Source organism: Pseudomonas chlororaphis (genome assembly GCF_001921865.1).
In the GTDB taxonomy this organism is placed as follows: domain Bacteria; phylum Pseudomonadota; class Gammaproteobacteria; order Pseudomonadales; family Pseudomonadaceae; genus Aquipseudomonas; species Aquipseudomonas chlororaphis_D.
Genome location: NZ_MSCT01000020.1, coordinates 481,162 through 505,234, shown reverse-complemented (window position 1 = coordinate 505,234; position 24,073 = coordinate 481,162). Strand labels below are relative to the sequence as shown.

Genomic DNA, 24,073 nt, shown 5'->3' with positions numbered 1-24,073 from the left:
CAAGACACGAGGCACAGCATGCAAATCAAACTCGCCAATCCCCGTGGCTTCTGCGCTGGCGTGGATCGCGCGATCGAAATCGTCAATCGCGCCCTGGAGGTCTTCGGGCCGCCGATCTATGTGCGTCATGAAGTGGTGCACAACAAATTCGTCGTCGAAGACCTGCGCGCCCGTGGCGCGATCTTCGTTGAGGAGCTGGACCAGGTGCCGGACGACGTCATCGTCATCTTCAGCGCCCACGGCGTGTCCCAGGCGGTACGCAGCGAAGCGGCCGGTCGCGGCCTGAAAGTCTTCGATGCGACCTGCCCGCTGGTGACCAAGGTGCACATCGAGGTGGCGCGCTACAGCCGCGACGGTCGCGAATGCATCCTGATCGGCCATGCCGGACACCCCGAAGTCGAAGGCACCATGGGCCAGTACGACGCCAGCAACGGCGGCTCGATCTACCTGGTGGAAGACGAGAAAGACGTCGCGGCCCTGCAGGTGCGCAACCCTGAAAAACTCGCCTTCGTGACCCAGACCACCCTGTCGATGGACGACACCAGCCGGGTCATCGATGCCTTGCGCCAGCGTTTTCCGGCCATTGGCGGACCGCGCAAGGACGATATCTGCTACGCCACGCAAAACCGTCAGGACGCGGTCAAGCAACTGGCCGACGAGTGCGATGTGGTGTTGGTGGTGGGCAGCCCGAACAGCTCCAACTCCAACCGCCTGCGCGAGCTGGCCGAGCGCATGGCTACCCCGGCGTACCTGATCGACGGCGCCGAGGATATGCAGCGCAGCTGGTTCGACGGTGTCGAGCGGATCGGCATTACCGCCGGGGCCTCGGCGCCCGAGGTGCTGGTGCGGGGCGTGATCGAGCAGTTGCATGCCTGGGGCGCCACTGGCGCGGACGAACTGGCCGGCCGCGAAGAAAACATCACCTTCTCCATGCCCAAAGAGCTGCGCGTTCGTTCGCTGCTCTGATCAGCCCTCCCTGTCGCATAACGCCTGCGCGGCCTTGTCGCTGCGCAGGCTGACCCGCCCGCTGCGAGAAAGCACCACCTGATGTTCGCTGGCCCCCGGGCCGGCGGCGCAGATGTGCAGGGTGCCGGCCTGGAATGCACCGCTGGGCAGCAGCGGATCGCCCTGGCTGCTGAACCGCACGAAGTGCTGTACCGGGCGATTGCCGACAACGGCGATGCGACGGTCCGCGTGGCGTTCGAGCAGCACCGGGTTGTCGGGATCCCGAGCCCCTTCGCCGCTGATATCCAGAATGATCCGCCAGCCCTGGCTCCAGTCGTCGTTCAACCCGTGGATAAGGGTTCGCTGCTGACGCAGGACGGCTTCGGTGCGCGCATTGCGAATACCGCTGGCCAGCCTTTGCGCGGTATCCAGGCGCCGCGTCGACTGGAGCAACTCCCCGAACGACGCGCCGGCGAACAACATCAGCAGGCCGGCCAGCGCCAGGCACACGATTATTTCGAGCAGGCCGAAACCCTTCTGCAACATGTCTCTCCCTCCATGGCGGGTACCCGCCCGGACAATCCTTGTCCGGCTCATTGAGCAAAACCGCGAACGCTCGGTCTATGAGTGTTCCAGGTGCCAGGGCCAGTTATAGCCGATGGCCGTTCAAGGGGGTGGGATGGGGCGCCGTACGGAGGGCTTCACGCTGATCGAGTTGTTGGTGGCCCTGGCGGTTTCGCTGGTTTTGTTGGCCCTGGTGGTACCGACATTCAGCCGGATGGCACAGCGCACCAAGGCCGATAGCGACATTGGCGAGCTGCTGCGGAGCCTGAACTACGCGCGTTTGGAGGCTATCGATCGCGGTTTTCCGATTCGCCTGCGGCCGACGACCGTCGATTCGGACTGGAGCCGCGGGCTGTCGATTTATCAAGGCGCGGCCCCGGCGACGAATGTATTGCGGGTTGTTCCCGCGGTCAGCCGCGGTGCCCGGCTGACGCTAACCTCAGAGTTCGAGAGCATCGATTTCAATGCGCTGGGCGGGATCGCGGCGGCAGCCCCGCCGGTCCTGGACTACGTGCTTGGCGAGCAGCGTCGAAGGATCACGCTGTGCCTCAACGGACGGATCGTAGTGGGTGGGGAATGCAAATGACGGGCACGCGGGGGCAGGCTGGCATGACCCTGATCGAGGTGTTGGTGGCGGTGCTGATACTGGGCGTGGGCCTGCTCGGCGCGGCGGCTGTGCAGCTCAATGCGTTGCGTTACACCGACAGTGCCTTGATGACCAGCCAGGCCAGTTTCATTGCCTATGACATGCTCGATCGGATTCGCGCCAACAGCGGTGCGGACTACACCGTGGCCGCGCCCGCCGCGGGCAACTTCGCCGTGGTGCGGGACCAGGACCTCTATGACTTCGCCCATAACATCGAGAGTTTTGGCGGGCCGACCGCCGAGGGCCATATCGGCCTCAAGCAAGGCGTATTCACCATCAGCATCACCTGGGACGATTCCCGCGCCGAACGTTCCGCACAAAAGAGCCGCAGTTTTGTCCTGAGCAGTCGCGTGGCGGTGGACCCGGGAGGCCGGCCGTGAGGCGCGCAGAAAGCGGTTTCGGCCTGGTCGAGATGCTGGTGGCGCTGGCGTTGAGCCTGGTGGTGGTATTGGGCGTGACGCAGATTTTCATTTCGGCGAAAAACACCTATCTCAGCCAGAACGCCGCGGCCAACCTGCAAGAAGACGCGCGCTTCGTACTGAGCAAGATGGTCCAGGAAATACGCATGGTCGGCATGTTCGGCTGCCTGCAAAGCATCGCCGACGCCAGCAGCGCCGGAGACTTCGCCGGCCATCGGCAGGCTCCGATCCGCTGGGACAACGCCAACCGCCGGCTGGCGCTGGTCACCGCTGATGTTGGCGACGGCGGCGGTGCCCCGACCTGGACCGTGCTGTCCGATTGCCGCAACAGCGCGACTGCTTATACCGGCCAGCGCAAGGCCGCCGCGGGGCAGCAAGCATTTGCGGTGCGGCGGCTGGTGTACAGCCTGAAGGACGATCAACTGCTGATGGGCACGGGAACCGGTCCCGGCCAGGCGGTGCTGGTCAATCACGTCAGCGCTTTCGAGGTGTCGTTCGGCATGGCCAGCAGCGCAACGGATATCGCGGCCTCGCGCTACAGTCGCGAGCCCGGTGACCCGGCCCGGATCCGCAGCGTGCGCTTGAGCCTGACCCTGAGCGATCCTCAGGCGCGCGTGCGGCCGCAGACGTTCAATGTGGTGGCCGCCTTGCGCAATCGCCTGCTGTGAGCCGCTTGCCGATGACTTCGTACCGCCCGATGGCGCAGGGGCAGCGCGGCATGGCGCTGCTGATCAGCCTGGTATTCCTGTTGCTGCTGACCTTGATCGGCATTTCGTCGATGCAGAACGCCACCTTGCAGGAAAAGATGGCCGGCGGCCTGTGGCTGCGCAACCAGTCGTTCCAGGCGGCGGAAACGGCCCTGCGGATCGGCGAGAGCGCGGTGCAGCAGGACCGTTATTCGTTGCCGGTCTGTGCCGGCAGCCAATGCGCGCCGCCCGGCGAAGCCGCGGTGGTCGGCGCCGCGGGTCACAACAGCCATTCGGGGGCGACCTGGATCGCCACCGACAACGGTTTCTACGCGGTGCAGAACATCGGTACGACGCTGGGGGCGGTCAATGTGCCGAGCAACACGTCCGCGACCCTGTACCGGGTGACCGCCGTCGGCCTGGCCGGCCACTCGCGCAGCGTGCTGGAGAGTATCTATGCCAAGTATTGAACGCCGGGCTCGGCGGCTCGAGAGGCTGGCGGTTGGCGCTGCACTGGGCTTCTGCCTAGGGGCGACGGCCTATGGCTTCACCCCGGCGCAGGCACCCCTGGCGAACGCGGCGGCGGTGGCGCCGAACGTGATGCTGCTGCTCGACGATTCGCAGCACATGAGCAGCATCGTCTACGCTGCGGGTTTCGACCCCGGGCAGGAGCGGGGGCCGGTCAGGCCCTGCCGGATGCAGGCTGGCCAATGCCTGGCCGGCGCCAGCCTGGATGCGCAGTCGGTGGCCCTTGCAACCCTGGAGCAGGCAGGCTGCGCCGCCGGTAAGGTCGGTTTTTACCGCGACGGTGCCCGACCGCTGTGCCTCAAGCTGCCCGATCCGGCCGGCAGCGGCAGGACCCGCTACCCGGCGGCTTATCTGGCCTATCTGATTGCCCTGGCCGATGGCCGCGACCGGGACTTCACCGACGGCTCGATTCCCGACCAGGATCGCATGACCCAGGTTCGCGATGCCGCCAGCAGGCTGGTGGCGGACAATCGCGCGCTGCGCATCGGGCTGGCCAGCTTCAATCCGCCAGCGGGCAGCGACATGGCGCCGGGCGGGCGCATCGTGCGGGTCATCAGCGATCTGGCGCCGGTAGGCCAGCACGTCAGCCAGGCTCAGGCCGACGACAATTATCGGGCCTTGCAGGCCGCCATCGGCACGCTCAGGGCGACGGCCGAGGCACCGTTGGCGGAAACCTATTACGAGATCAGCCGTTATTTCCGGGGGATGGCGCCTTACTACAACACGGCACCGTCGACCTACGGCAGCCCGATCCAGTATCGCTGCCAGCGCAATTACGGCCTGGTGGTCAGCGCTGGCTTGCCCAGCTACGACCACAGCTTTCCGCTCCGTGACCCGCAGAGCGCCAGCCGCCTGCCCGATTGGGACGGCGTGGCCAACGACGGCAGCAACCCCGGGGGCAACGAGGCGGGCAGCAGCCTGTACCTGGACGACATCGCCAAGCTGGCGGCGGATATCGACATGCGCACAACGGGCGCGGATATCGCGGGGAAGAGCTGGGACTCGGCGGGGTTCGCGCAGCAGCACCTGAACACCTACACCGTCGGCCTCGATGCGCGCTACCCGATGTTGGTGGATGCGGCGAACTACGGTCAGGGCAAGTTCTACCCGGCGGCCGACACGCCGAGCCTTGAGGCGGCGCTGGCCGCGGCGCTGGACGAGGTCGCGGCCTCCGCCGCCCAGGCCGGCAATGCCACGGCTGGCGCCGCCGGGCTGGCCAGCGGTTCGAGCTATTTCCAGGCCTCTTATGATCCCGCCGATTGGCACGGCACCGTCAGGGCCTATGGCATCGACCCTGCTGGCGTGGTCGATACCGCCGCGCCGCTGTGGAGCACGGACTCGACCCTGGTGCCCAATGCCCCGTCCGGCGTTTTCCAGACCTGGAACAGCGCGACCCGGACGCCAGTGGCCTTGCGCCTCGAGCAATTATCCACAATGCAGCAGGCTGAGGTCGCTCAGCACCTGCCGCCAGGCATCGGCGCGGCCGATCTGCTGGCGTGGAGCCAGGGCGTTAATCGATCGGGGCTTCGGCTGCGTAGCCGTTTGCTCGGCGACATCGTCAACGCGCCGTTGGCCATGGCCGCGCCGGCCGCGCGGGACGCCGCCGACCTGCAGGGCGACAGCGGCTATAGCACTTATCTGGCGACCAAGAGCCAGGGCATGCGCCCGAGCTTGCTGGTCAACGCCAATGACGGCCTGCTCTCGGTGATCGACCCGGCCAACGGTACGCGCCGTTACGCCTACATGCCCTCCAGCGCATTGCCGTTGCTACATGCGCTTGCCGACCCGGGCTACGCCAACGGCGCCCGCCACCGGTTCCTGGCCGATGGCCCGGTGGCGGTGTTCGATACCCAACTCGGCGCGGCCTGGGCCACCCTGGCGCTGGCGGGCACGGGGGCGGGAGGCAAGGCGTTCTACGCCGTGCAGCTGCATGGCCAGGCCGGCAATACGCCCCAGGCGTTGTGGGAAATATCCGCGCCGGCGGTAGCCGATCTCGCTCACCCTTTCAATGATCTGGGTTATGCCTACGCCCGCCCGGAAGTGGCACGCTTGGCCGACGGACGCTGGGCGGCCTTTATCGGCAACGGTTATGGCAGCCATTCCGGGATCGCGGCCTTGTACGTGGTGGATATTCGCGACGGCTCGTTGATCAGGAAAATTGTGGTCGATGGCAATGGGCAAAATAATGGGCTGTCCTCGGTGAAGCTGCGGGTGGACAGCCAGAACGTGGCCCAGGCGGCCTATGGCGGCGATCTCCAGGGGCGGCTATGGAAGTTCGACTTGAGCGACGCGACGCCTGAACGTTGGGGGCTGGCTTTCGCCGGCGCTCCGCTATTCAGCGCGCACGGTGGCGCGACCCAGCCCATCACCGCGCAACCGTTGCTGGCGGATCATCCCGACGGCGGCAAGCTGGTGCTGTTCGGCACCGGCAAGCTCAGCGAACTGGCCGATAAGCGCAGCCAGGATGCCCAGGGTTTTTATGGGGTCTGGGATGCTCCGGGAGGGGCGGGGCGCCTGGTCGAGGCGGATTTGCAGGCGCAGGCGATCACCGGGCGGTTTGCCGGCAGCGCGGGTTCCTATATCACCAGCACGCAGGCGGAAGTCGGTTACCCGCTGCAAAAGGGTTGGTACCTGCCGTTGGGAGATGGTCCGGCGTCGAGCGGCGAACGGGTCCTCAACCCGGCCACCCTGGTGGCGGGGCGTATCGTTTTCAGCACGGCGGCGGTCGAGGCTGACGACCCCTGTTCCACCACCGGCAGCGGCAAATTGGTCGAGCTGGACGCATTCAGCGGTAAGATGCAGGCCGACGCGGTGCTTGATACCAATGGCGATGGAAGGGTCGACAGCCTGGACACGCCTTCCAGCGGCGTCATCTTTACCGGCGGCATCCCGGCATTGAGCGCTGTTCTAAACCGTGCGACCCGCAAGATCGTCAGCGATTCCGGTGGCGGCATTGCCGCGCTGGTGGAAAAGCCGGGTGGTGGCAGCCGCCGCATCATGTGGCGACAAATTCAGTAAACGAGAGTGTGGCATGCGCAGATCCAACCAAGGTTTTACCCTGATCGAAATCATGATCGTGATCGCGATCATCGGGCTCGTCGTCACCCTGAGCCTTCCCAGCATCACCGAGTACGTGAAGAAAACCCATCGCACACAAATCGCCGGGCTGCTGTCCGAGCAGGCGCAGAGCCTTGAGCGTTTTCATTCCAAGGGTGGTGTCTACAGTAATGCCCCGGGCCTGAGCAACGGCAACGATGACTACAGCATCGCCCCGGTCCTGGCCGACCAGAGCTTTACCCTGACCGCGACGCCGAAAAGCGAAAGCATGATGGCCGGCGACAAGTGCGGCGAGTTCACCCTCAGCCATACCGGCGCCATGGGTAACAACAACCTGGCCGACGGGGTGACCAGCAAAGAGTGCTGGGGGCGCTGACCAAGCGTGGCGGGTGCCGGCGGTGCCCGGTGTTTTTATTTCCTGGACTGGATTAAGGCAATGCAACAGCAAGTGGTGGTTGTCGGCGGTGGAGTAATCGGCCTGCTGACCGCGTTCAATCTGGCGTCTGCCGGGCAGCGGGTGGTGTTACTGGATCGCTCGAACGTTGGCCAGGAATCGTCCTGGGCCGGCGGCGGGATCGTTTCGCCGCTGTACCCCTGGCGCTACAGCCCGGCGGTCACGGCGCTGGCGCATTGGTCGCAGGATTTTTATCCACAGCTGGCCGAACGCCTGTTCGCCAGCACCGGGGTCGATCCCGAAGTGCACACCACCGGCCTGTACTGGCTGGACCTGGACGATGAAAGCGAGGCGCTGGCCTGGGCCCGTCGGGAGCAACGGCCGTTGAGCGCCGTGGATATCTCCGCGGCCCACGATGCCGTACCGGTGCTGGGCGGCGGCTTTGCGCGGGCGATCTACATGGCCGACGTGGCCAATGTGCGCAACCCGCGCCTGGTCAAGTCGCTGAAGGCCGCCCTGTTGGCCTTGCCGGCGGTGACGATTCACGAGCAGTGCGACGTCAGCGGGTTTATCCGCGAGGGCGAGCGGGTGCTCGGGGTCCAGACCTCCCGGGGCGACATCCGCGGCGATCAGGTGGTGCTCGCGGCGGGCGCCTGGAGCGGTGAGCTGTTACAGAGCCTGGGCCTGGCGTTGCCAGTGGAGCCGGTCAAGGGGCAGATGATTCTCTACAAGTGCGCGTCGGACTTTCTTTCCTGCATGGTCCTGGCGAAGGGGCGCTATGCCATTCCGCGGCGCGATGGCCACATCCTGATCGGCAGCACCCTGGAGCACGAAGGCTTCGACAAGACCCCGACCGTATCGGCCCTGGAAAGCCTGAAGGCTTCGGCCGTCGAGCTGATCCCGGCGCTGGCGCAGGCCGAGGTGGTGGGGCATTGGGCGGGCCTGCGCCCGGGGTCGCCCGAGGGCATTCCCTATATCGGCCGGGTACCGGAGTGGGAAGGCTTGTGGCTGAACTGCGGGCATTACCGCAACGGCCTGGTGCTGGCGCCGGCCTCCTGCCAACTGTTTGTCGACCTGATGCTGGGGCGGCAGCCGATCATCGATCCGGCGCCTTATGCGCCGGCGGGGCGGATCTAGTCCAGCCCGAGCTTTTTCAGGCGGTAGCGCATCGAACGAAACGACAGGCTCAAGCGCTGGGCCGCCGCTGTGCGGTTCCAGCGGGTGTGCTCCAGCGCCTGAAGGATCAGCTGGCGTTCGATCTGCTCCAGATAACGTTCAAGGTCGATCGCTTGGCTTGAATCGGGCGCGATGGCTGGCAAGAGGCTGTTCGGCGTCAGACGCAGGTCCCCGGCTTCGATCTGGCGGTTTTCGCACAGGGTGTGCGCCCGTTCGAGCAGGTTCTCCAGTTCGCGCACGTTGCCGGGAAAATCGTAGCTCTGCAGAGCCAGCAACGCGCCCGGCTGAAGCCGCGCCAGACGTTGTTCGTCGCCTTGTGCCAGGCGCTCGAGAATGGCTGCGGCCAGCGGCTCGATATCGCTTTTGCGGGCGCGGAGCGGCGGCACGTTCAGCTCGACCACGTTCAGGCGATAGTAAAGGTCCTGGCGAAAGCGCCCGGCCTGCACCTCAGCCAGCAGCGGCTTGTGAGTGGCGCAGAGAATCCGTACATCGACCGCGACCTCCTGTTGTCCGCCGATACAGCGCACCGCCTTTTCTTGAAGCGCGCGCAGCAGCTTGACCTGCATCGCCAGCGGCAGGTCGGCCACCTCATCGAGAAACAGCGTGCCGCCGTGCGCCGCCTGGAACAGCCCGGGTTTGTCCTCGACCGCGCCGCTGAAGCTGCCTTTGCGATGACCGAAGAACTCGCTCTCCATCAGCTCCGACGGAATCGCCCCGCAGTTGACCGGCACGAAGGCCTGGCCGGCCCGTGAGCCCTGATCGTGCAGCGCGCGGGCGGCCAGTTCCTTGCCGCTTCCGGATTCGCCGCTGATATAGACCGGGACTTGGCTGCGGGCCAGTTTGGTGATCTGCCCGCGCAATTCGCGCATGGGGGTGGAGTCGCCCAGCAGCGAGCTGGCGCCGGACTGCGTCGGTGTGTGGCGGGCGCGGTTCAGCAACTCGCGCAAACGTGTCAGGTCCACGGGTTTGCCGAGGAAGTCGATGGCACCGGCCTTGAGGGTGTGGATCGCGGTTTCCTGGCGCCTACAGGCGCTGAGTACGGCCAACTGCATGGGCAACTGCTGGCTGCGGATATGTTCCAGCAACTCCAGGGCGCTGCCGTCGGGCAGGTGCAGGTCGCTCAGGCACAGGTCGAAACCTTCCCGGCCCAGCCAGCGACGCGCTTCGCCCAGGGTGCGGGCGCTGCGGGTATGGCGCTGCATCCGGCCGAGGCTGATTTCCAGGTATTTACGCACGCCTGGATCGTCATCGACGATCAGGATTTTTTGCCGAGAGCTCATGCCGCTTGCTGCTTCATCCGTGAGTGAAAGAGGTGCGAGAACATCCGCCATCCTGGCGTGTGATGAAGCTTAGGCAGGCTGGCGGGCGTTCGCCCTGCCGAGGGTCGAGCGGGGGAGGGGTGCCGGGGAGGTCCGCTGAGCCGGTGCGGGGCTATAGCCCCGGTTTACCGAGCGTTGCCGGGCGAAAACCGGACGCTGCCGAGGCGGCGGTTTTTGTGTAGCGAATTATTCGATGGCGCCTGCACGGTCCTTTCGACCAGCAGGCGTTGGCGTCGGCCGAGGCTGGGTCTCAGCGATCGCGGGAGACCGGACCTTGTTCCAGGTGCGCCTGGCTGCAATACCATTGTTGTTCGACGCCCAGGGCTCGGTCGCGGGGCAGGTGCACGCCGCAATGGGCACAGCGCACCATCGGCGCGGCGCCGGGTTCGCGGGGCGCGACAGTGCCGGAGGCGGGCTGCTTGAATTTGCGCCAGAGCCATACCGCGGCAGCAATCAGAGCGATCCAGAACAGTAAACGAAGCATGGTGGCCAGCTATATGAGTGAGGAGTTGGCAGTTTAGCCAAGGTCATGCCGGGCGCACAGTGCCGGCGATGAAATCCGCACATGAAAAAGGGAGGCTTGAAAGCCTCCCTTTTTCGTTGCCCCGGCAGTGTCAGTCGAACACGCCGAACGTCATGTAGCTGAACCAGGAGCGGTCGCTGTTGTTGCCTTCGGCTTCGTGCTGTTCTTCCTCGATGGCATCGCCGTTGGCGTCCTTGGCCTTGAGCTCGGCGGGAATCGCGTCCTTGGCGTCCTGGTATTGCTTCATCACGTCTTGGTTGGCGCGGGTTTCTCCCGGCGGCAGCGGTGGACGGGACTCGATCAGGCCCAGGGTGGCCTTGCTCAGCCAGGAGCGGTTGTCCGCCTCGGCGACCCGCGGTACGAACTGGCCGTCGACCAGGGTCGGGTGGTCCGGGTAGTTGAGCTTCAGGGTTTCCAGGCTGGTGGCGGCCAGTTCGTCCAGGTGCAGACGCTGGTAAGCCTCGGTCATCACCGCCAGGCCGTCGCCGACCGACGGGGTTTCCTGGAAGTTTTCCACCACGTAGCGCCCACGGTTGGCGGCGGCGACGTAGGCCTGACGGGTCAGGTAATAGTCGGCCACGTGGATTTCGTAGGAGGCCAGCAGGTTGCGCAGGTAAATCATGCGCTGCTTGGCGTCCGGCGCGTAGCGGCTGTTCGGGAAGCGGCTGGTGAGCTGGGCGAACTCGTTGTAGGAGTCGCGAGCGGCGCCCGGGTCACGCTTGGTCATGTCCAGCGGCAGGAAGCGCGCCAGCAGGCCGACGTCCTGGTCGAAAGAGGTCAGGCCCTTGAGGTAGTAGGCGTAGTCCACGTTCGGGTGCTGCGGATGCAGGCGGATGAAACGCTCGGCGGCGGATTTCGCAGCTTCCGGCTCGGCGTTCTTGTAGTTGGCGTAGATCAGTTCCAGCTGCGCCTGGTCGGCGTAGCGGCCGAACGGATAGCGCGATTCCAGGGCCTTGAGCTTGGCGGTGGCGCTGGTATAGCTGTTGTTGTCCAGGTCGGTCTGCGCCTGCTGGTACAGCTCGACCTCGCTCAGGTTTTCGTCAACGACTTCCTTCGATGAGCAAGCAGCGGTCAGTGCGAGGATGGCGATCAGCAGCAGGTGTTTCACTTGCATGGCGGCTTGCGTCCCTATGACGGCCGCTGTCTTGGGCGGGGCCGTCCTGTTATGATGAGCGCCCCGTTGAAAAGCCTCGGGGCAAAAGACGCCGTATTTAACCACAAGCGCGCAGCCGAAACCAAAGGCTGTGCCGACGCCTAGTCTGAGCATGTCCGATAAAATTGAACTTCGCGCAGAGGTGCCGTCCGAACTGGGCGGCCAACGCCTCGATCAAGTCGCCGCCCAATTATTCGCTGAGCACTCGCGCTCGCGCCTTTCCGCCTGGATCAAAGACGGCCGCCTGACTGTGGATGGAGCGGTTATCCGCCCGCGAGACATCGTCCATGGCGGTGCGATCCTCGAACTGACCGCCGAGCAGGAAGCCCAGGGCGAATGGATCGCCCAGGACATCGAGCTGGATATCGTCTATGAAGACGACGACATCCTGGTCATCAACAAGCCGGCCGGCCTGGTGGTCCACCCTGCGGCGGGCCATGCCGACGGCACACTGCTCAATGCCTTGCTGCACCACATCCCGGACATTATCAATGTGCCGCGTGCGGGCATCGTCCATCGCCTGGACAAGGACACCACCGGCCTGATGGTGGTGGCCAAGACCATCCAGGCGCAGACCCAGCTGGTTGCCCAGTTGCAGAGCCGCAGCGTCAGCCGCATCTATGAATGCATCGTGATCGGCGTGGTCACCGCCGGCGGCAAGATCAACGCCCCGATCGGCCGCCATGGCCAGCAGCGCCAGCGCATGGCCGTGATGGAAGGCGGCAAGCCGGCGGTCAGCCATTACCGCGTGCTGGAGCGTTTCCGTTCCCACACCCATGTGCGGGTCAAGCTGGAAACCGGCCGTACCCACCAGATTCGCGTGCACATGGCGCACATCAACTTCCCGTTGGTCGGCGACCCTGCCTACGGTGGCCGCTTCCGCATTCCGCCGGCGGCGAACCCGACCATGGTCGAGTCCCTCAAGCACTTCCCGCGTCAGGCGCTGCATGCGCGTTTCCTGGAGCTGGATCATCCGACCACCGGTGAGCGCATGAGCTGGGAGTCGCCGTTGCCGGAAGATTTCGTCTGGCTGCTGACCCTGCTCAAGCAGGATCGCGAGGCCTTCGTCGGATGAGTGACTGGCTGATTCCTGACTGGCCTGCGCCGGCCGGGGTCAAAGCCTGCGTCACCACCCGTGCGGGCGGCGTCAGCCTGGCGCCGTTCGACAGCCTCAACCTGGGCGATCACGTCGACGACAACCCGCAGGCGGTGGCCGAAAATCGCCGGCGCCTGACCGAACGTTTCTCCCTGCAACCGGCCTGGCTCCAGCAAGTTCACGGTATCCATGTGGTCGAGGCCGATCCTTCGGTCGTCGCCACCGCCGATGGCAGCTGGACGGCCACGCCGGGCATCGCCTGCACCGCCATGACTGCCGACTGCCTGCCGGCGCTGTTCTGCGACCGCGCCGGTACTCGCGTGGCGGCGGCCCATGCCGGCTGGCGCGGGTTGGCGGGCGGGGTGCTGGAGGCGACGCTCGACAGCCTGAACCTTGCGCCGACCGACGTACTGGTCTGGCTGGGGCCGGCCATCGGCCCGCAAGCCTTCGAGGTCGGCCCGGAAGTCCGTGAAGCCTTTGTCCGGCACCTGCCGCAAACCGAACAGGCCTTTGTGCCGAGCCACAACCCCGGCAAGCTCATGGCCGACATCTATAGCCTGGCCCGTCTGCGCCTGGCGGCCCGCGGCGTCACGGCCGTGTATGGCGGCGGTTTCTGCACCGTGAGCGATCCTCGCTTCTATTCCTACCGCCGCAGCCCGCGCACGGGTCGGTTTGCCTCCCTGGTCTGGCTGGAACGCTAGACTCTTCTGACCCATGTCAAGCTCTCAAGGCTTGAATCTTCCAGAATCGACCGCATCTACAGGGGTATCTGGCAGGTTTCTCTATTCAGGTGTGTCCATCGCTCCGGCCTGCTCAAAAGGAAGGTGACTAATGCGTATAGACCGATTAACCAGCAAATTGCAGCTGGCCTTATCCGATTCTCAATCCCTGGCGGTTGGCCTCGATCATCCGGCCATTGAACCGGCGCACTTGATGCAGGCCCTGCTCGAACAGCAGGGTGGCTCGATCAAGCCGCTGCTGATGCAAGTGGGCTTCGACGTCAACAGCCTGCGTAAAGAGCTGAGCAAAGAGCTCGACCAACTGCCGAAAATCCAGAACCCCACTGGCGACGTGAATATGTCGCAGGATCTGGCGCGCCTGTTGAATCAGGCCGATCGCCTGGCGCAACAGAAAGGCGACCAGTTCATCTCCAGCGAGCTGGTGCTGCTGGCGGCCATGGATGAAAACAGCAAGCTCGGCAAATTGCTGCTGGGCCAGGGCGTCAGCAAGAAAGCCCTGGAAAACGCGATCAATAACCTGCGTGGCGGCGAGGCGGTGAATGACGCCAACGTCGAGGAGTCGCGCCAGGCCCTGGATAAATACACCGTCGACCTGACCAAGCGCGCCGAAGACGGCAAGCTCGATCCGGTGATCGGTCGTGACGACGAGATCCGTCGGACCATCCAGGTGCTGCAGCGTCGGACGAAGAACAACCCGGTGCTGATCGGCGAGCCTGGCGTGGGTAAAACCGCCATTGCCGAAGGCCTGGCCCAGCGCATCATCAACGGCGAAGTGCCGGACGGCCTGAAAGGCAAGCGCCTGCTGTCGCTGGACATGGGCGCGCTGATTGCCGGGGCCAAGTACCGCGGTGAGTTCGAGGAGCGCCTGAAGTCCCTGCTCAACGAGCTGTCCAAGCAGGAAGGGCAGATCATTCTGTTCATCGACGAACTGCACACCATGGTCGGCGCCGGCAAGGGTGAAGGCTCGATGGATGCGGGCAACATGCTCAAGCCGGCCCTGGCCCGCGGCGAGCTGCACTGTGTCGGCGCGACCACGCTCAACGAGTACCGCCAATATATAGAGAAGGACGCGGCCCTCGAGCGGCGCTTCCAGAAAGTCCTGGTGGACGAGCCGAGCGAAGAAGACACCATCGCGATCCTGCGTGGCCTGAAAGAGCGTTATGAGGTGCACCACAAGGTGGCGATCACCGACGGCGCGATCATCGCCGCGGCCAAGCTCAGCCATCGCTACATCACCGACCGTCAACTGCCGGACAAGGCGATCGACCTGATCGACGAAGCTGCCAGCCGTATCCGCATGGAGATCGACTCCAAGCCGGAGGTGCTGGACCGTCTGGAGCGGCGCCTGATTCAACTGAAGGTTGAGTCCCAGGCCCTGAAGAAAGAGGACGACGAAGCGGCGATCAAGCGCCTGGAAAAACTCCAGGAAGAGATTGTCCGCCTGGAACGTGAATACGCTGATCTGGAAGAAGTCTGGACCTCGGAGAAAGCCGAAGTGCAGGGTTCCGCGCAGATCCAGCAGAAGATCGAGCAGTCGCGCCAGGAACTGGAAGCGGCGCGCCGCAAAGGCGACCTCAATCGTATGGCTGAGTTGCAGTACGGGGTGATCCCGGACCTGGAGCGCAGCCTGCAGATGGTCGATCAGCACGGCCACAGCGAGAACCAGTTGCTGCGCAGCAAGGTTACCGAGGAAGAAATTGCCGAAGTGGTGTCGAAGTGGACCGGCATCCCGGTGTCGAAAATGCTCGAAGGCGAGCGCGACAAACTGCTGAAAATGGAAAGCCTGCTGCACCAGCGCGTGATCGGCCAGGACGAGGCCGTGGTGGCGGTGGCCAACGCGGTACGGCGTTCCCGGGCCGGTTTGTCCGACCCGAACCGGCCGAGCGGCTCGTTCATGTTCCTCGGCCCGACCGGTGTGGGCAAGACCGAGCTGTGCAAGGCGCTGGCCGAGTTCCTGTTCGATACCGAAGAGGCCATGGTGCGGATCGATATGTCCGAGTTCATGGAGAAACATTCCGTGGCACGCTTGATTGGCGCGCCGCCGGGGTATGTCGGCTACGAGGAAGGCGGTTACCTGACCGAGGCGGTACGGCGTAAGCCTTACTCGGTAATCCTGCTGGACGAGGTCGAGAAGGCTCATCCGGACGTGTTCAACGTGTTGTTGCAGGTGTTGGAAGATGGCCGCCTGACGGACAGCCACGGGCGCACTGTGGACTTCCGCAATACCGTGATCGTCATGACTTCCAACCTGGGCTCGGCGCAGATCCAGGAGCTGGTGGGGGATCGCGAAGCGCAGCGGGCGGCGGTGATGGATGCGGTCTCGACCCACTTCCGTCCGGAGTTCATCAACCGGATCGACGAAGTGGTGATCTTCGAGCCATTGGCCCGGGATCAGATCGCCGGTATCACCGAGATCCAGCTGGGTCGCCTGCGCAGCCGCCTGGCCGAGCGTGAGCTGAGGCTGGAACTGAGTGGTGAGGCCCTGGATAAACTGATCGCGGTGGGTTACGACCCGGTCTATGGCGCACGGCCGCTCAAACGCGCGATCCAGCGCTGGATCGAGAACCCGCTGGCGCAGTTGATCCTGTCGGGCAGCTTCTTGCCTGGCGCTACCGTGACGGCCAAGGTGGAAAACGACGAAATCGTCTTCGCCTGATCCGGATAGCAGGTGGTTATGCAGAAGGCCTCGCTCAGCGAGGCCTTTTTTTGCATAGGGCGTTGAACTGTAAGGCAAAGGCTTGTAAAGTGCGCCCCGCAGTACGTCGCCCCAAGGGTTTTTCCTCACTGAGGAAAAAACTGAAATAAGTTGCAAATCAGTGTCTTGAAAGCAATTTAGGGGGTTGACAGAGGTTTTTAAAATTGTAGAATAGCGCGCCTCAGAGACATGAACGCAGCGATGCGAACAAGGTCGAAGAGGATGGCTTCTAGAAGTAAAAGCCTGTTGTAAATTGAAATGTGTAGTTCCGTGATAGCTCAGTCGGTAGAGCAAATGACTGTTAATCATTGGGTCCCAGGTTCGAGTCCTGGTCACGGAGCCAATTTCAAACCGGGGTATAGCGCAGTCCGGTAGCGCGCCTGCTTTGGGAGCAGGATGTCAGGAGTTCGAATCCCCTTACCCCGACCATTTTTGGGTCGTTAGCTCAGTTGGTAGAGCAGTTGGCTTTTAACCAATTGGTCGTAGGTTCGAATCCCACACGACCCACCATTTTTGAAACCAGTTCGCTGGAATCGAATCTTAAGATCAGAGGCCAAAAGCGCTGATCGAAGAAGGCGCCTTTAATGGGTGCCTTTTTTTTACCGGGGTATAGCGCAGTCCGGTAGCGCGCCTGCTTTGGGAGCAGGATGTCAGGAGTTCGAATCCCCTTACCCCGACCATATTTCAAGAGAAAAGGCGCCTTTCAGGCGCCTTTTTTCGTTTTGGCTGCACGCAATGTGTGGCTGCTGGCTTGCGGGTTTTGCCCTCTCACTCGTACATAACATCTCTTTTTGTTCGGCTGGACAGGCTACACCGTGCATCGTTGCCGGGGGCGGGCTGCTGACGGGACTGGGACCTTCTTGCAAGCCTTGGGAGTACCCGCTTAGGGGCGATTGCGCCGTACCAGGTTGGTGTGGGATTCAGCCTGGAGCGAAGGGGGATGTAGGAGGGAGTAACGTGATCAGCAACAGCACTCTTTCAATCAGTGTGCTCGGGATGCACTGAGTGAAAGAGTGCTGGCGCTGCTCATGAGGCGCGGCAGGGGATTTGTACGCGTTCGTAGGCCAGTTCTTTCTTGGCCGGTTCCAGCTTGTAGTCGACGGTGCAGCTGCCTTGGGCCCAGCGTACTTCCAGTTTTCCCTGGTCGGGAACGCCGAAAACCAGCAGGCGCGAAAGGTTGTCCACCATGCCCAGCAGTTTGCCCTGGTCGTCGTAGCCCTGGGCGCCAAAGGGAATGCGGCCACCCTGGTCGGCTTGCAGCTCGAACTGCAGGCGGCGCCCGCTCTGCGCGGCGTAGCTCGCCTTGACGATAGCGCCGCGGGTAGGCACCAGGACCTTGGAGGTTTCGGCGACCTCGGTATCGGTTCCCAGGGTTTGGGTATCCAGGTCTATCCAGTTATAGCGATATGGCTGCATATAAGGCACCACGGCATACCCTTTGCGGTCGGTACGCACGGCGTTCCAGCCAGAGACCCCGGCGTTGTTGACATCCGGTATTTCCAATAGGCCGAAGGTTTCGCCCAGAGGCTGGCCCAGAGTGACGCCCCCGCTGTGCACCACGACTGAACCTGACGCGTTCAAGTCAAGGTGTTTGTCGTCGCGGCCCTGACTGTAGTTGGCGGTCAGTTTGGCGGATGGGGTGTCCCAACCCAGTCCGACACCGGTGTTGGTGCCACTGAGTTTGCTGTGGTTGGCCTGGGCCAGGTAGTTGACAGTCTGCTTGTCGTCCAGATAGCCCGATACGCTGCTGTTTATGCTGGTGTCGCCATTTTGGGAAGACACAGCGTTGCTGCTGAGGCGGTGTGAGCTGCCCGACTTGCCGATCGGCATGCTGAGCGTCGCGGTCAGTTGGGTATCCGAGCCACGGCTCATCTGGTCGCCCTGGGTTCGGGCAACCGCCAGGCTGTAGCTGACGTCCGAGATGCTGCTGCTGAAACCGACCTGCCAGTTGCGGGTGCGGCCCTGGGTTCTCCAGTAACTGGTCTCGCCCATGCTCAGGTACAGCGACGAGCGCTGTGACAGGTTCTGGTTGACGTTGAGGTCGAGGCGGCTTTTCTGTATGCCGTAGCCGGCGCGATCCCGATACAGAAGATCGTCCACGTGCTGACTGAGGCTGCGGTAGCCTTCCGTGGAGTAGCGGTAGGCGGCCATGGTGAAGGTGGTATTGGTCGCCGACAGGGTCTTGGAGTACAGAAGCCGCGCACTGTGACCCTTTGCGACTTTGCGGCTCGGCGCCTTGGATTCACTGCTGGTGATGTCCATCGAAATACCGCCTAGGCCCGAGTTCACCCCGGCCCCGAGGTTGATCGCGTGATAGCCCTGGCCGACAAGTGCGCCGCCGTAGCTGGTGATGTTATCCGTCAGGCCGTAGACCAGGGTGCCCTGGGTGAACTTCGGCGAGGGGCGGCCGTCGGAGCTGTACTCGCCGCTGGTAAGGCTGTAGCGCAGGTTGCCGCGGCGGGTCATGACGGGTTGGTAGGCATAAGATTGCTGGTATTCGCGTACCCGGCCGTCGGCCTCGATGATCTTGATTTGCAGGTCGCCGTTGGAGCCACTGGGGTAAATGTCGGTGAACTCGAAAGCGCCCGGCGGCACGGCGGCGGAGTAAATCACATAGCCGCCTTGCCGCACTTCGACGGTGGCGTTGGTTTCGGCGATCCCGCGGATGACCGGCGCGTAGCCGATTTCGTTGTCCGGCAGCATGCCGATGTCCGAGGCAATCTGCGCCCCGCGAAAACGTACGCTGTCAAAGATCTCGCCGGGGGTGTACAGCTCGCCCAGGGAGAGTTTTCCTTTCAGGCGCACGATATCGCGCTCCACATAGTTGCGGTTGCTTTTGAAGGTGCTGGCGCTGCCGTTGCCACCGGTCAGCGCGGAGTCATTGCGAAAGCGCCAGCCGCCGAGGTTGAAGCCGTTGCGAAGGCCCAGGTAGTGGTAGTCGCTCTTCACGCCCCGGCTGTTGTTGCGGTTGAAGTTGGCCTGGTAGTCGCTGTAGAACGCGGTAATACCGTTATCCCAGACCGAGGGGTCGACGTAGCCCCGCGAAACACGTTTGACATAGGCTTGCGGAATGCTGAATTGCAGTATCAGGCTGGTGGAGTCGAAGGCGATTTCGCTGCCCTCAATCTGCGCCGGGACATCCACCGGTGTTTCATTGTCGATATCCGCGGCGATGAGGCCTTCTTTCTGGGCTTTCTGGGTGTCGACGCCGAGCTCCTTCAACAGGCCGAGCGAGACGACCGGTTTGACCTGGCCCCGGGCGTCGGCGCTGAAGGCGATGTCCTGGCGCTTGATCAGCATCTGGTTCAGGTAGAGGTCGACACTGTAGGTTCCTGGCGGAATGGCGTTGCCCTGCTCGAAGTACTTGAGATCTATCGGGGCACCATTCATTTGCAGGAAGGTGTCGTTGAACTCGAGCTCCGTCGCGGACAGTTCCGAAGTCAGCCCCAGGGTCATGAGACAGGTTGCCCACAGGTGCCGGCTGATCCTGTTGCTGAGCTTTTTTTGAAAAACGGACATACGGAGCCCCTTCTGTCACGCATCGGGCATCCATGGCGGTGACATGATAGAAATTCGGGTGAAGAAACTGCGTGCATCAAGACGCGATGCGAGTGGCGAACAGGCTTTCGTCAGTTGGAAAGCGTGCTGGTGATCCGGTCCAGGCCGCCGTAATCGTTGATGCTGTCGAACTCCACTGTGGCTGCGCCGAGTGCGCTGCCTGGCGCGCCTTTCACGGCAAACATTCGCGTTGCGCCTGGCGCCAGCATTTCGGCTGGAGCGGTGTAGGCGCCTTTTCCGCTGCGCAGCGTCACTTTGCTGCCGGCGAAGGACACGTGAAATGCCGAAGGGTTGGTCACGGCAAGCTCTGTCTTGTCGCCTTGCCGTGCCAGTTTCCACTGCAGGCTTTTGGCGGCGTCAGCGGCTTTTTCGGTCAGGCCGGCTGGGCGATAGAACAGTTTTATCCGTTGGCGGATGGCGATCTGCAGGGCGTTCTCGTCTTTGGCTTTCTGCGGAATTTCCTGTACGGCCAGCCAGAACACCGACTCCTTGTCCGTAGGCAGGCCCTGGCCCTGATAGAGGATGCGCAAGACTTGCTGTTTCTGGCCTCCCAGGCGTACGAGAGGGGGGGTGATGGCAAACGGTACATCATCCGACAGGCTCTTCTGGTCTGCTTCGACCCAGGACTGGACCATGATGTCCGTCGAGGCCTGGTTTTTGACGATGATGGAGGCTTCCTTGCTCGGTGCGGAAAAGACGACGCGCGTACCGTCCAGGGTGATCCCCGCATTGGACGTCGATGCGAAGAGCGTCGTGGTTACCAGCAGCGCGATACAGGCTAATGGCGAAGCTTTCATAGGCGGCTCCAGGTTAGAGGGAGGGGGCCAGGCCCCTCCCGGTATGGCGGATTACTCGTAGGTCAAGGTAAACGGCAGGGTGCCGACGGCATTGCCTGCTTTGATGGGCGCGCCGTTAGCTACAAAACCCGCGCGCAGGTTGAGCTTGGCGCTGTAGCTGTACTCAGCTGGGTTTTGCCCTTCTTGTGGCTTTGTTTCTGTCTTCACCAGTGGGGCGTCAAAGGTTTCGTTCGCCGATAGGTCCAGCAATTTGTTGTCGGAGTTGTAGAGGCCGATACCAACACCCTCGGCAGTGCCGGTGATTTTCAGCAGGGCGTTTTTCTTCGGATCGAGGCCGGTGCCGGAAGAGGGGTCGAACTGCAGCTTGACGGTGGTCAGGCCGGTACCGGTCTGGCCGCAGTCCAGGTTCAGGTTGATGTTCTTGCCCGCGACGATGCCACTACCGCTGGTACCGCTGAGGGACTCACTACTGACTTTGCCGAGCGAGACGTCGATGACTTGTGCGCCTGCGCCCCCTGTTACGCCGGTGCCTGGGGCGCCGGCGATTTTGCAGGACGCCGCGATGATTTCGCCGGTGAAGTTGATGGTGCCGTCTGCTGCGGTGGCGGAAGTACTAACCGCTCCCACGATAGCCAGTGGAAGAAGACTTTTGAGAAGTTTGGACATTGCTTAGTACCTGCTAAGAGTTGGGGGTACGATTCTGATATTTCACTGTTAGTTGTGACAATGAGAAGATTCTTAAAGGTTCTAAGACTTTTATGTGGCTGGGAGTCTTGCTAATTTATTTTTGGTATTTGTATCAATAAGAAGATTCTTAAAGTGCTATAGAGCTTTCCTGGGTTTTGCAGGTTTTGTAAGAGTTAATGTGGGGATTTTTTCCTTTGTGGCTGAAGAATCCATGTAAAGAAGTATATTTATCAATATTTTATGGTTTTTGTTTTTGGGGTTGAAAGCCGCTCTATGGGAGGGGTAAATGCATTCTTATATTGATTTTGGCTTGTTTATAAATGCGCTTCGCAACTAGATAAGATTGTTGGTGAGGAGGGGGGTTAACTTTTTTAGTTGCTGCGGCTTATGGTTGTCGAGCGAGGATGGATTGGGCGGGCTAATGAGTTGGCTGTTTGGATTTACCCGTCTTAAATTGTCGGTTTGTCCGACAATAGTTGCACTTTCAGATTTGCAGAATCCTGAAAGTTGGCTGGTTTTCTCTTGGGAATATGTAGAAAACTCTGTGGCTTGAGTCGTCTTGATCTCTGGCAGTGAAATACGGTGTGTTCTGAGGTTCCTAGTGGCTCACCGAGTCTTGAGCGGACAACGAACAGGCAAAAAAATACCCCGGTCTCCCGGGGCATTCTGTTCTGGCGTCGATGGCTCAGTGCAACTTGAGCCGTGGCTCGGTGCCGCGGCCGATCCGGCTGCCGAGCATTAGCATGGCGGTGCGGAACGGGCCGTAGAGCGCCATCTGGTGCATGCGGTACAGCGAGACGTAGAACATCCGCGCCAGCCAGCCTTCGAGCATCACGCTGCCGGTCAGGTTACCCATCAGGTTGCCCACGGCCGAGAAACGCGACAGCGAGATCAGTGAGCCGTAGTCGGTGTATTTGTATTGCGGCAGGGCCTTGCCTTCGAGGCGCAGCCTCAGCGATTTGGCCAGCAGCGAGGCCTGTTGGTGAGCCGCCTGGGCCCGTGGCGGAACGTTGCGGTCGGTACCCGGTTGCGGGCAGGCGGCGCAGTCGCCGAAGGCGAAAATGTTCTCGTCGCGAGTGGTCTGCAAGGTCGGCAGTACCTGCAGCTGGTTGATCCGGTTGGTTTCCAGGCCGTCGATGTCCTTGAGGAAGCCCGGCGCGCGAATCCCTGCGGCCCAGACTTTCAGGCTGGCCGGAATTACCTGGCCGTCGGCGGTGAGCAGGCTGTCGGCGGTCACTTCGCTGACCGCGGCATTGGTCATCACCCGGACCCCGAGTTTCTCCAGGGTCTTGTGCACCGGGCCGCCAATCCGTTCCGGCAGGGCCGGCAGTACCCGTGGGCCGGCCTCGATCAGGGTGATGTGCATGTTTTCCGGCTTGATCCGGTCCAGGCCGTAGGCCGCCAGTTCATGGGCGGCGTTGTGCAGCTCGGCGGCCAGCTCGACGCCGGTGGCGCCGGCGCCGACGATCGCCACGCTGATCTGCTCCACCACATCAGCCTGTCCGGCATGGGCCCGCAGGTAGTGGTTGAGCAGTTGCTGGTGGAAACGCTCGGCCTGTTTGCGGGTGTCGAGGAACAGGCAGTGCTGGGCCGCGCCCTGGGTGCCGAAGTCGTTGGTGGTGCTGCCCACGGCGAGCACCAGGGTGTCGTAGCCCAGCTCGCGGGCCGGCAGCAGTTCCACGCCGTTTTCGTCGTAGGTGGCGGCCAGCTGGATTTTCTTCTGCTGGCGATCGAGCCCGCTCATGCGGCCCAGCTGGAACTCGAAGTGGTTCCATTTGGCTTGGGCGACATAGTTGAGTTCGTCTTCGGAAGAGTTCAGCGACCCGGCGGCCACCTCGTGCAACAGGGGCTTCCAGATATGGGTCAGGTTCGCGTCGACCAGCATCACACTGGCGGTGCCACGCTTGCCCAGAGTCTTACCCAGACGGGTAGCCAACTCCAGACCGCCGGCGCCGCCGCCAACGATGACAATACGATGAGTCATGGGGATATCTCGCAAGGCTAAAAGAAATCGGTACGGTTACCCGAGCGAGCGCGAGGCGGCTCATAGCGTCAAGTAACTGATAAATCGGCTCAGCAGGCCCAGGCCAATGGTGATCGCCAGTACCACCACCAGGAGCATCCACGGCCGGAAGGGCCGGCGCTCGACTCGGTGTTGGGCCAGTTGCAGGTATTCTTCGACATGGCGCTGGTCGTCAGGGTTCAGGCGGCTGGTCATAAAAAGCCTCGTCAGGTAGACGTTGCGAAAGGTATGAACGTTACAGTCAGGTTGTCCGGCATTGAAAGGAGCATAGCCGTGCGCTTGCGAGGGCTCGCCGCCCACCCCGCCATCCAGGCGAATGAGTGCGTTTTGTATCATTCACAGGTCGATTGCGCCATATCCGCGAGGTGGGCGGACAGGGCCGGTTCACAGGCTGATACCGACGTCGAAGAGGATGCTGCGCCCCAGGTTGCTGCGCAGGAAGTCCGGCGCGTCGGGGTGGGCGAACAGCACGCGGGCGAAGGTCGGCCCGACCAGCGACAACGAGCGCCACCCCTGGCGCAGGTATTCGGTCGGTGGCGGGAAATGGCTGTTGAGGTCCAGCACTTCGCGCTTGAGGCTGGCGAAGGCGATGATGTCCAGCTCCCCCAGGTCCATGCCGCGTTCCTTGTAGTTGTGGGCCTTCTTGCGCAGGGTCGGGGCGAGCCTGAGCAGCAACTCGTTGGCAGGAATGCGCTTGGGCTTGGCCTCGCGCCGTACCAGCTGGCTGAGGGAGAAGGCACTGCGACGGCGTTGCAACTCGTCGCGCCACTCGTCGTTGAGGCGCCGGCCCTCATCCAGCACGAAGAACACCTCGAAGCTGGCCTCGCGAAACAGGACGTCCGGCGGCTCTTGCCCGGCCGGCGTGAATTCGTCGGCACGGTAGGGGATGTTCAAGCCTTGCAGCAGGCGCTGGCAGACCCAACGCTCACGCTCCCATTTGCGCGCATTGGACAGGAACGCGTTGGCTTGTTCGGCCTGAATGGTGAGCAGGCGCAGGTAATCTGAGTCATCCATAGTCCAAGCTTAGCGTCCAGACGCTGATCCTAGAAATACACACTGCCGGGTCG

At 62.8% G+C, this 24,073-nt stretch carries 21 protein-coding genes and 4 tRNA genes; 15 read left to right on the top strand and 10 right to left on the bottom strand.

What is annotated here, in order from left to right; all coding sequences use genetic code 11:
- Positions 1-18 precede the first annotated feature (18 nt).
- Positions 19-966 carry a 4-hydroxy-3-methylbut-2-enyl diphosphate reductase gene (gene ispH / locus BTN82_RS25355; RefSeq protein WP_075121801.1) on the top strand — a complete coding sequence of 316 codons (948 nt, stop codon included), beginning with the start codon at positions 19-21 and terminating at the stop codon, positions 964-966.
- Here the strand turns inward: ispH and BTN82_RS25350 are convergent, their stop codons facing one another.
- A complete protein-coding gene (locus BTN82_RS25350) occupies positions 967-1,491 on the bottom strand; it encodes a GspH/FimT family protein (RefSeq protein WP_075121800.1) in 525 nt (174 codons plus the stop codon). It abuts the gene before it with no gap.
- 133 nt (positions 1,492-1,624) lie between these two features.
- On the opposite strand from BTN82_RS25350, the gene BTN82_RS25345 reads away from it, so the two are divergent.
- The 7 genes from BTN82_RS25345 to thiO are packed head-to-tail and all read left to right on the top strand — an operon-like array spanning position 1,625 to position 8,376.
- Positions 1,625-2,095: a GspH/FimT family protein gene (locus BTN82_RS25345; protein WP_075121799.1), complete on the top strand. Its 471-nt coding sequence runs from the start codon at positions 1,625-1,627 to the stop codon at positions 2,093-2,095.
- Positions 2,092-2,535, top strand: coding sequence for a type IV pilus modification protein PilV (pilV, locus tag BTN82_RS25340; protein ID WP_148169613.1), 444 nt, complete (start codon positions 2,092-2,094; stop codon positions 2,533-2,535). Before BTN82_RS25345 ends, pilV begins: the two co-directional genes overlap by 4 nt.
- Complete coding sequence (locus BTN82_RS25335) at positions 2,532-3,242, top strand: PilW family protein (protein ID WP_075121797.1); 711 nt, start codon at positions 2,532-2,534, stop codon at positions 3,240-3,242. The genes pilV and BTN82_RS25335 overlap by 4 nt, the downstream gene beginning before the upstream one ends.
- Before the next feature lie 11 nt (positions 3,243-3,253).
- The gene (locus BTN82_RS25330) at positions 3,254-3,730 is read left to right on the top strand and encodes a PilX N-terminal domain-containing pilus assembly protein (protein ID WP_261793020.1); all 477 of its coding nucleotides are present in this window, start codon (positions 3,254-3,256) and stop codon (positions 3,728-3,730) included.
- Positions 3,717-6,806 carry a pilus assembly protein gene (locus BTN82_RS25325; protein ID WP_075121796.1) on the top strand — a complete coding sequence of 1,030 codons (3,090 nt, stop codon included), beginning with the start codon at positions 3,717-3,719 and terminating at the stop codon, positions 6,804-6,806. Before BTN82_RS25330 ends, BTN82_RS25325 begins: the two co-directional genes overlap by 14 nt.
- 13 nt (positions 6,807-6,819) lie before the next feature.
- On the top strand, positions 6,820-7,221 hold the full coding sequence (locus tag BTN82_RS25320; RefSeq protein ID WP_075121795.1) for a type IV pilin protein: 402 nt from the start codon (positions 6,820-6,822) through the stop codon (positions 7,219-7,221).
- 60 nt (positions 7,222-7,281) lie between these two features.
- Positions 7,282-8,376 (top strand): glycine oxidase ThiO, encoded by a 1,095-nt coding sequence (gene thiO / locus BTN82_RS25315; protein ID WP_075121794.1) that lies wholly within the window; start codon positions 7,282-7,284, stop codon positions 8,374-8,376.
- Here the strand turns inward: thiO and BTN82_RS25310 are convergent.
- From BTN82_RS25310 to BTN82_RS25300, 3 genes are all read right to left on the bottom strand, one after another.
- The gene (locus BTN82_RS25310) at positions 8,373-9,695 is read right to left on the bottom strand and encodes a sigma-54-dependent transcriptional regulator (RefSeq protein ID WP_075121793.1); all 1,323 of its coding nucleotides are present in this window, start codon (positions 9,693-9,695) and stop codon (positions 8,373-8,375) included. The two genes, thiO and BTN82_RS25310, sit on opposite strands and share 4 nt — an antisense overlap.
- Before the next feature lie 289 nt (positions 9,696-9,984).
- On the bottom strand, positions 9,985-10,218 hold the full coding sequence (locus BTN82_RS25305) for a PP0621 family protein (RefSeq protein ID WP_075121792.1): 234 nt from the start codon (positions 10,216-10,218) through the stop codon (positions 9,985-9,987).
- 130 nt (positions 10,219-10,348) lie between these two features.
- A complete protein-coding gene (locus tag BTN82_RS25300; protein WP_075121791.1) occupies positions 10,349-11,371 on the bottom strand; it encodes an outer membrane protein assembly factor BamD in 1,023 nt (340 codons plus the stop codon).
- Positions 11,372-11,522: 151 nt separating this feature from the next.
- Here BTN82_RS25300 and rluD point away from each other — a divergent pair, with 151 nt between their 5' ends.
- The 7 genes from rluD to BTN82_RS25265 all read left to right on the top strand — a co-directional run bounded on the left by rluD (position 11,523) and on the right by BTN82_RS25265 (position 16,621).
- On the top strand, positions 11,523-12,485 hold the full coding sequence (gene rluD / locus BTN82_RS25295) for a 23S rRNA pseudouridine(1911/1915/1917) synthase RluD (protein ID WP_075121790.1): 963 nt from the start codon (positions 11,523-11,525) through the stop codon (positions 12,483-12,485).
- On the top strand, positions 12,482-13,207 hold the full coding sequence (gene pgeF, locus BTN82_RS25290; RefSeq protein ID WP_075121789.1) for a peptidoglycan editing factor PgeF: 726 nt from the start codon (positions 12,482-12,484) through the stop codon (positions 13,205-13,207). Before rluD ends, pgeF begins: the two co-directional genes overlap by 4 nt.
- Before the next feature lie 130 nt (positions 13,208-13,337).
- Complete coding sequence (gene clpB / locus BTN82_RS25285; protein WP_075121788.1) at positions 13,338-15,902, top strand: ATP-dependent chaperone ClpB; 2,565 nt, start codon at positions 13,338-13,340, stop codon at positions 15,900-15,902.
- A 306-nt stretch (positions 15,903-16,208) separates the two neighbouring features.
- Positions 16,209-16,284: transfer RNA gene (locus tag BTN82_RS25280), tRNA-Asn, on the top strand.
- Between the two features lie 9 nt (positions 16,285-16,293).
- Positions 16,294-16,370 (top strand) — tRNA-Pro (locus tag BTN82_RS25275).
- Between the two features lie 5 nt (positions 16,371-16,375).
- Positions 16,376-16,451 (top strand) — tRNA-Lys (locus tag BTN82_RS25270).
- A 93-nt stretch (positions 16,452-16,544) separates the two neighbouring features.
- A tRNA-Pro gene (locus BTN82_RS25265) sits at positions 16,545-16,621 on the top strand.
- Positions 16,622-16,967: 346 nt separating this feature from the next.
- On the opposite strand, the gene BTN82_RS25260 is transcribed toward BTN82_RS25265, so the two are convergent.
- The 6 genes from BTN82_RS25260 to BTN82_RS25235 form a co-directional block, all read right to left on the bottom strand.
- On the bottom strand, positions 16,968-19,460 hold the full coding sequence (locus BTN82_RS25260; protein WP_075121787.1) for a fimbria/pilus outer membrane usher protein: 2,493 nt from the start codon (positions 19,458-19,460) through the stop codon (positions 16,968-16,970).
- 110 nt (positions 19,461-19,570) lie between these two features.
- Entirely contained in the window at positions 19,571-20,296 is a 726-nt protein-coding gene (locus tag BTN82_RS25255) for a molecular chaperone (protein WP_075121786.1), read from the bottom strand.
- Between the two features lie 51 nt (positions 20,297-20,347).
- Positions 20,348-20,962, bottom strand: a complete 615-nt coding sequence (locus BTN82_RS25250) for a fimbrial protein (RefSeq protein ID WP_075121785.1) — start codon at positions 20,960-20,962, stop codon at positions 20,348-20,350.
- Between the two features lie 706 nt (positions 20,963-21,668).
- Positions 21,669-22,967, bottom strand: a complete 1,299-nt coding sequence (locus BTN82_RS25245; protein WP_075121784.1) for an NAD(P)/FAD-dependent oxidoreductase — start codon at positions 22,965-22,967, stop codon at positions 21,669-21,671.
- 60 nt (positions 22,968-23,027) lie between these two features.
- Entirely contained in the window at positions 23,028-23,201 is a 174-nt protein-coding gene (locus BTN82_RS25240; protein ID WP_075121783.1) for a DUF3094 domain-containing protein, read from the bottom strand.
- 189 nt (positions 23,202-23,390) lie between these two features.
- A complete protein-coding gene (locus BTN82_RS25235) occupies positions 23,391-24,020 on the bottom strand; it encodes a DUF1780 domain-containing protein (RefSeq protein ID WP_075121782.1) in 630 nt (209 codons plus the stop codon).
- Positions 24,021-24,073 lie beyond the last annotated feature (53 nt).

Excerpts from the sequence above, each read along its gene's own strand:
- pgeF (WP_075121789.1), top strand. The coding sequence starts at position 12,482 with ATGAGTGACTGGCTGATTCCTGACTGGCCTGCGCCGGCCGGGGTCAAA.
- BTN82_RS25300 (WP_075121791.1), bottom strand. The coding sequence starts at position 11,371 with ATGCAAGTGAAACACCTGCTGCTGATCGCCATCCTCGCACTGACCGCT.
- BTN82_RS25350 (WP_075121800.1), bottom strand. The coding sequence starts at position 1,491 with ATGTTGCAGAAGGGTTTCGGCCTGCTCGAAATAATCGTGTGCCTGGCG.
- thiO (WP_075121794.1), top strand. The coding sequence starts at position 7,282 with ATGCAACAGCAAGTGGTGGTTGTCGGCGGTGGAGTAATCGGCCTGCTG.
- BTN82_RS25330 (WP_261793020.1), top strand. The coding sequence starts at position 3,254 with ATGACTTCGTACCGCCCGATGGCGCAGGGGCAGCGCGGCATGGCGCTG.
- BTN82_RS25245 (WP_075121784.1), bottom strand. The coding sequence starts at position 22,967 with ATGACTCATCGTATTGTCATCGTTGGCGGCGGCGCCGGCGGTCTGGAG.
- BTN82_RS25255 (WP_075121786.1), bottom strand. The coding sequence starts at position 20,296 with ATGAAAGCTTCGCCATTAGCCTGTATCGCGCTGCTGGTAACCACGACG.
- BTN82_RS25345 (WP_075121799.1), top strand. The coding sequence starts at position 1,625 with ATGGGGCGCCGTACGGAGGGCTTCACGCTGATCGAGTTGTTGGTGGCC.
- clpB (WP_075121788.1), top strand. The coding sequence starts at position 13,338 with ATGCGTATAGACCGATTAACCAGCAAATTGCAGCTGGCCTTATCCGAT.
- rluD (WP_075121790.1), top strand. The coding sequence starts at position 11,523 with ATGTCCGATAAAATTGAACTTCGCGCAGAGGTGCCGTCCGAACTGGGC.
- BTN82_RS25305 (WP_075121792.1), bottom strand. The coding sequence starts at position 10,218 with ATGCTTCGTTTACTGTTCTGGATCGCTCTGATTGCTGCCGCGGTATGG.
- BTN82_RS25320 (WP_075121795.1), top strand. The coding sequence starts at position 6,820 with ATGCGCAGATCCAACCAAGGTTTTACCCTGATCGAAATCATGATCGTG.
- ispH (WP_075121801.1), top strand. The coding sequence starts at position 19 with ATGCAAATCAAACTCGCCAATCCCCGTGGCTTCTGCGCTGGCGTGGAT.
- BTN82_RS25240 (WP_075121783.1), bottom strand. The coding sequence starts at position 23,201 with ATGACCAGCCGCCTGAACCCTGACGACCAGCGCCATGTCGAAGAATAC.
- BTN82_RS25260 (WP_075121787.1), bottom strand. The coding sequence starts at position 19,460 with ATGTCCGTTTTTCAAAAAAAGCTCAGCAACAGGATCAGCCGGCACCTG.
- BTN82_RS25235 (WP_075121782.1), bottom strand. The coding sequence starts at position 24,020 with ATGGATGACTCAGATTACCTGCGCCTGCTCACCATTCAGGCCGAACAA.
- BTN82_RS25250 (WP_075121785.1), bottom strand. The coding sequence starts at position 20,962 with ATGTCCAAACTTCTCAAAAGTCTTCTTCCACTGGCTATCGTGGGAGCG.
- pilV (WP_148169613.1), top strand. The coding sequence starts at position 2,092 with ATGACGGGCACGCGGGGGCAGGCTGGCATGACCCTGATCGAGGTGTTG.
- BTN82_RS25310 (WP_075121793.1), bottom strand. The coding sequence starts at position 9,695 with ATGAGCTCTCGGCAAAAAATCCTGATCGTCGATGACGATCCAGGCGTG.
- BTN82_RS25325 (WP_075121796.1), top strand. The coding sequence starts at position 3,717 with ATGCCAAGTATTGAACGCCGGGCTCGGCGGCTCGAGAGGCTGGCGGTT.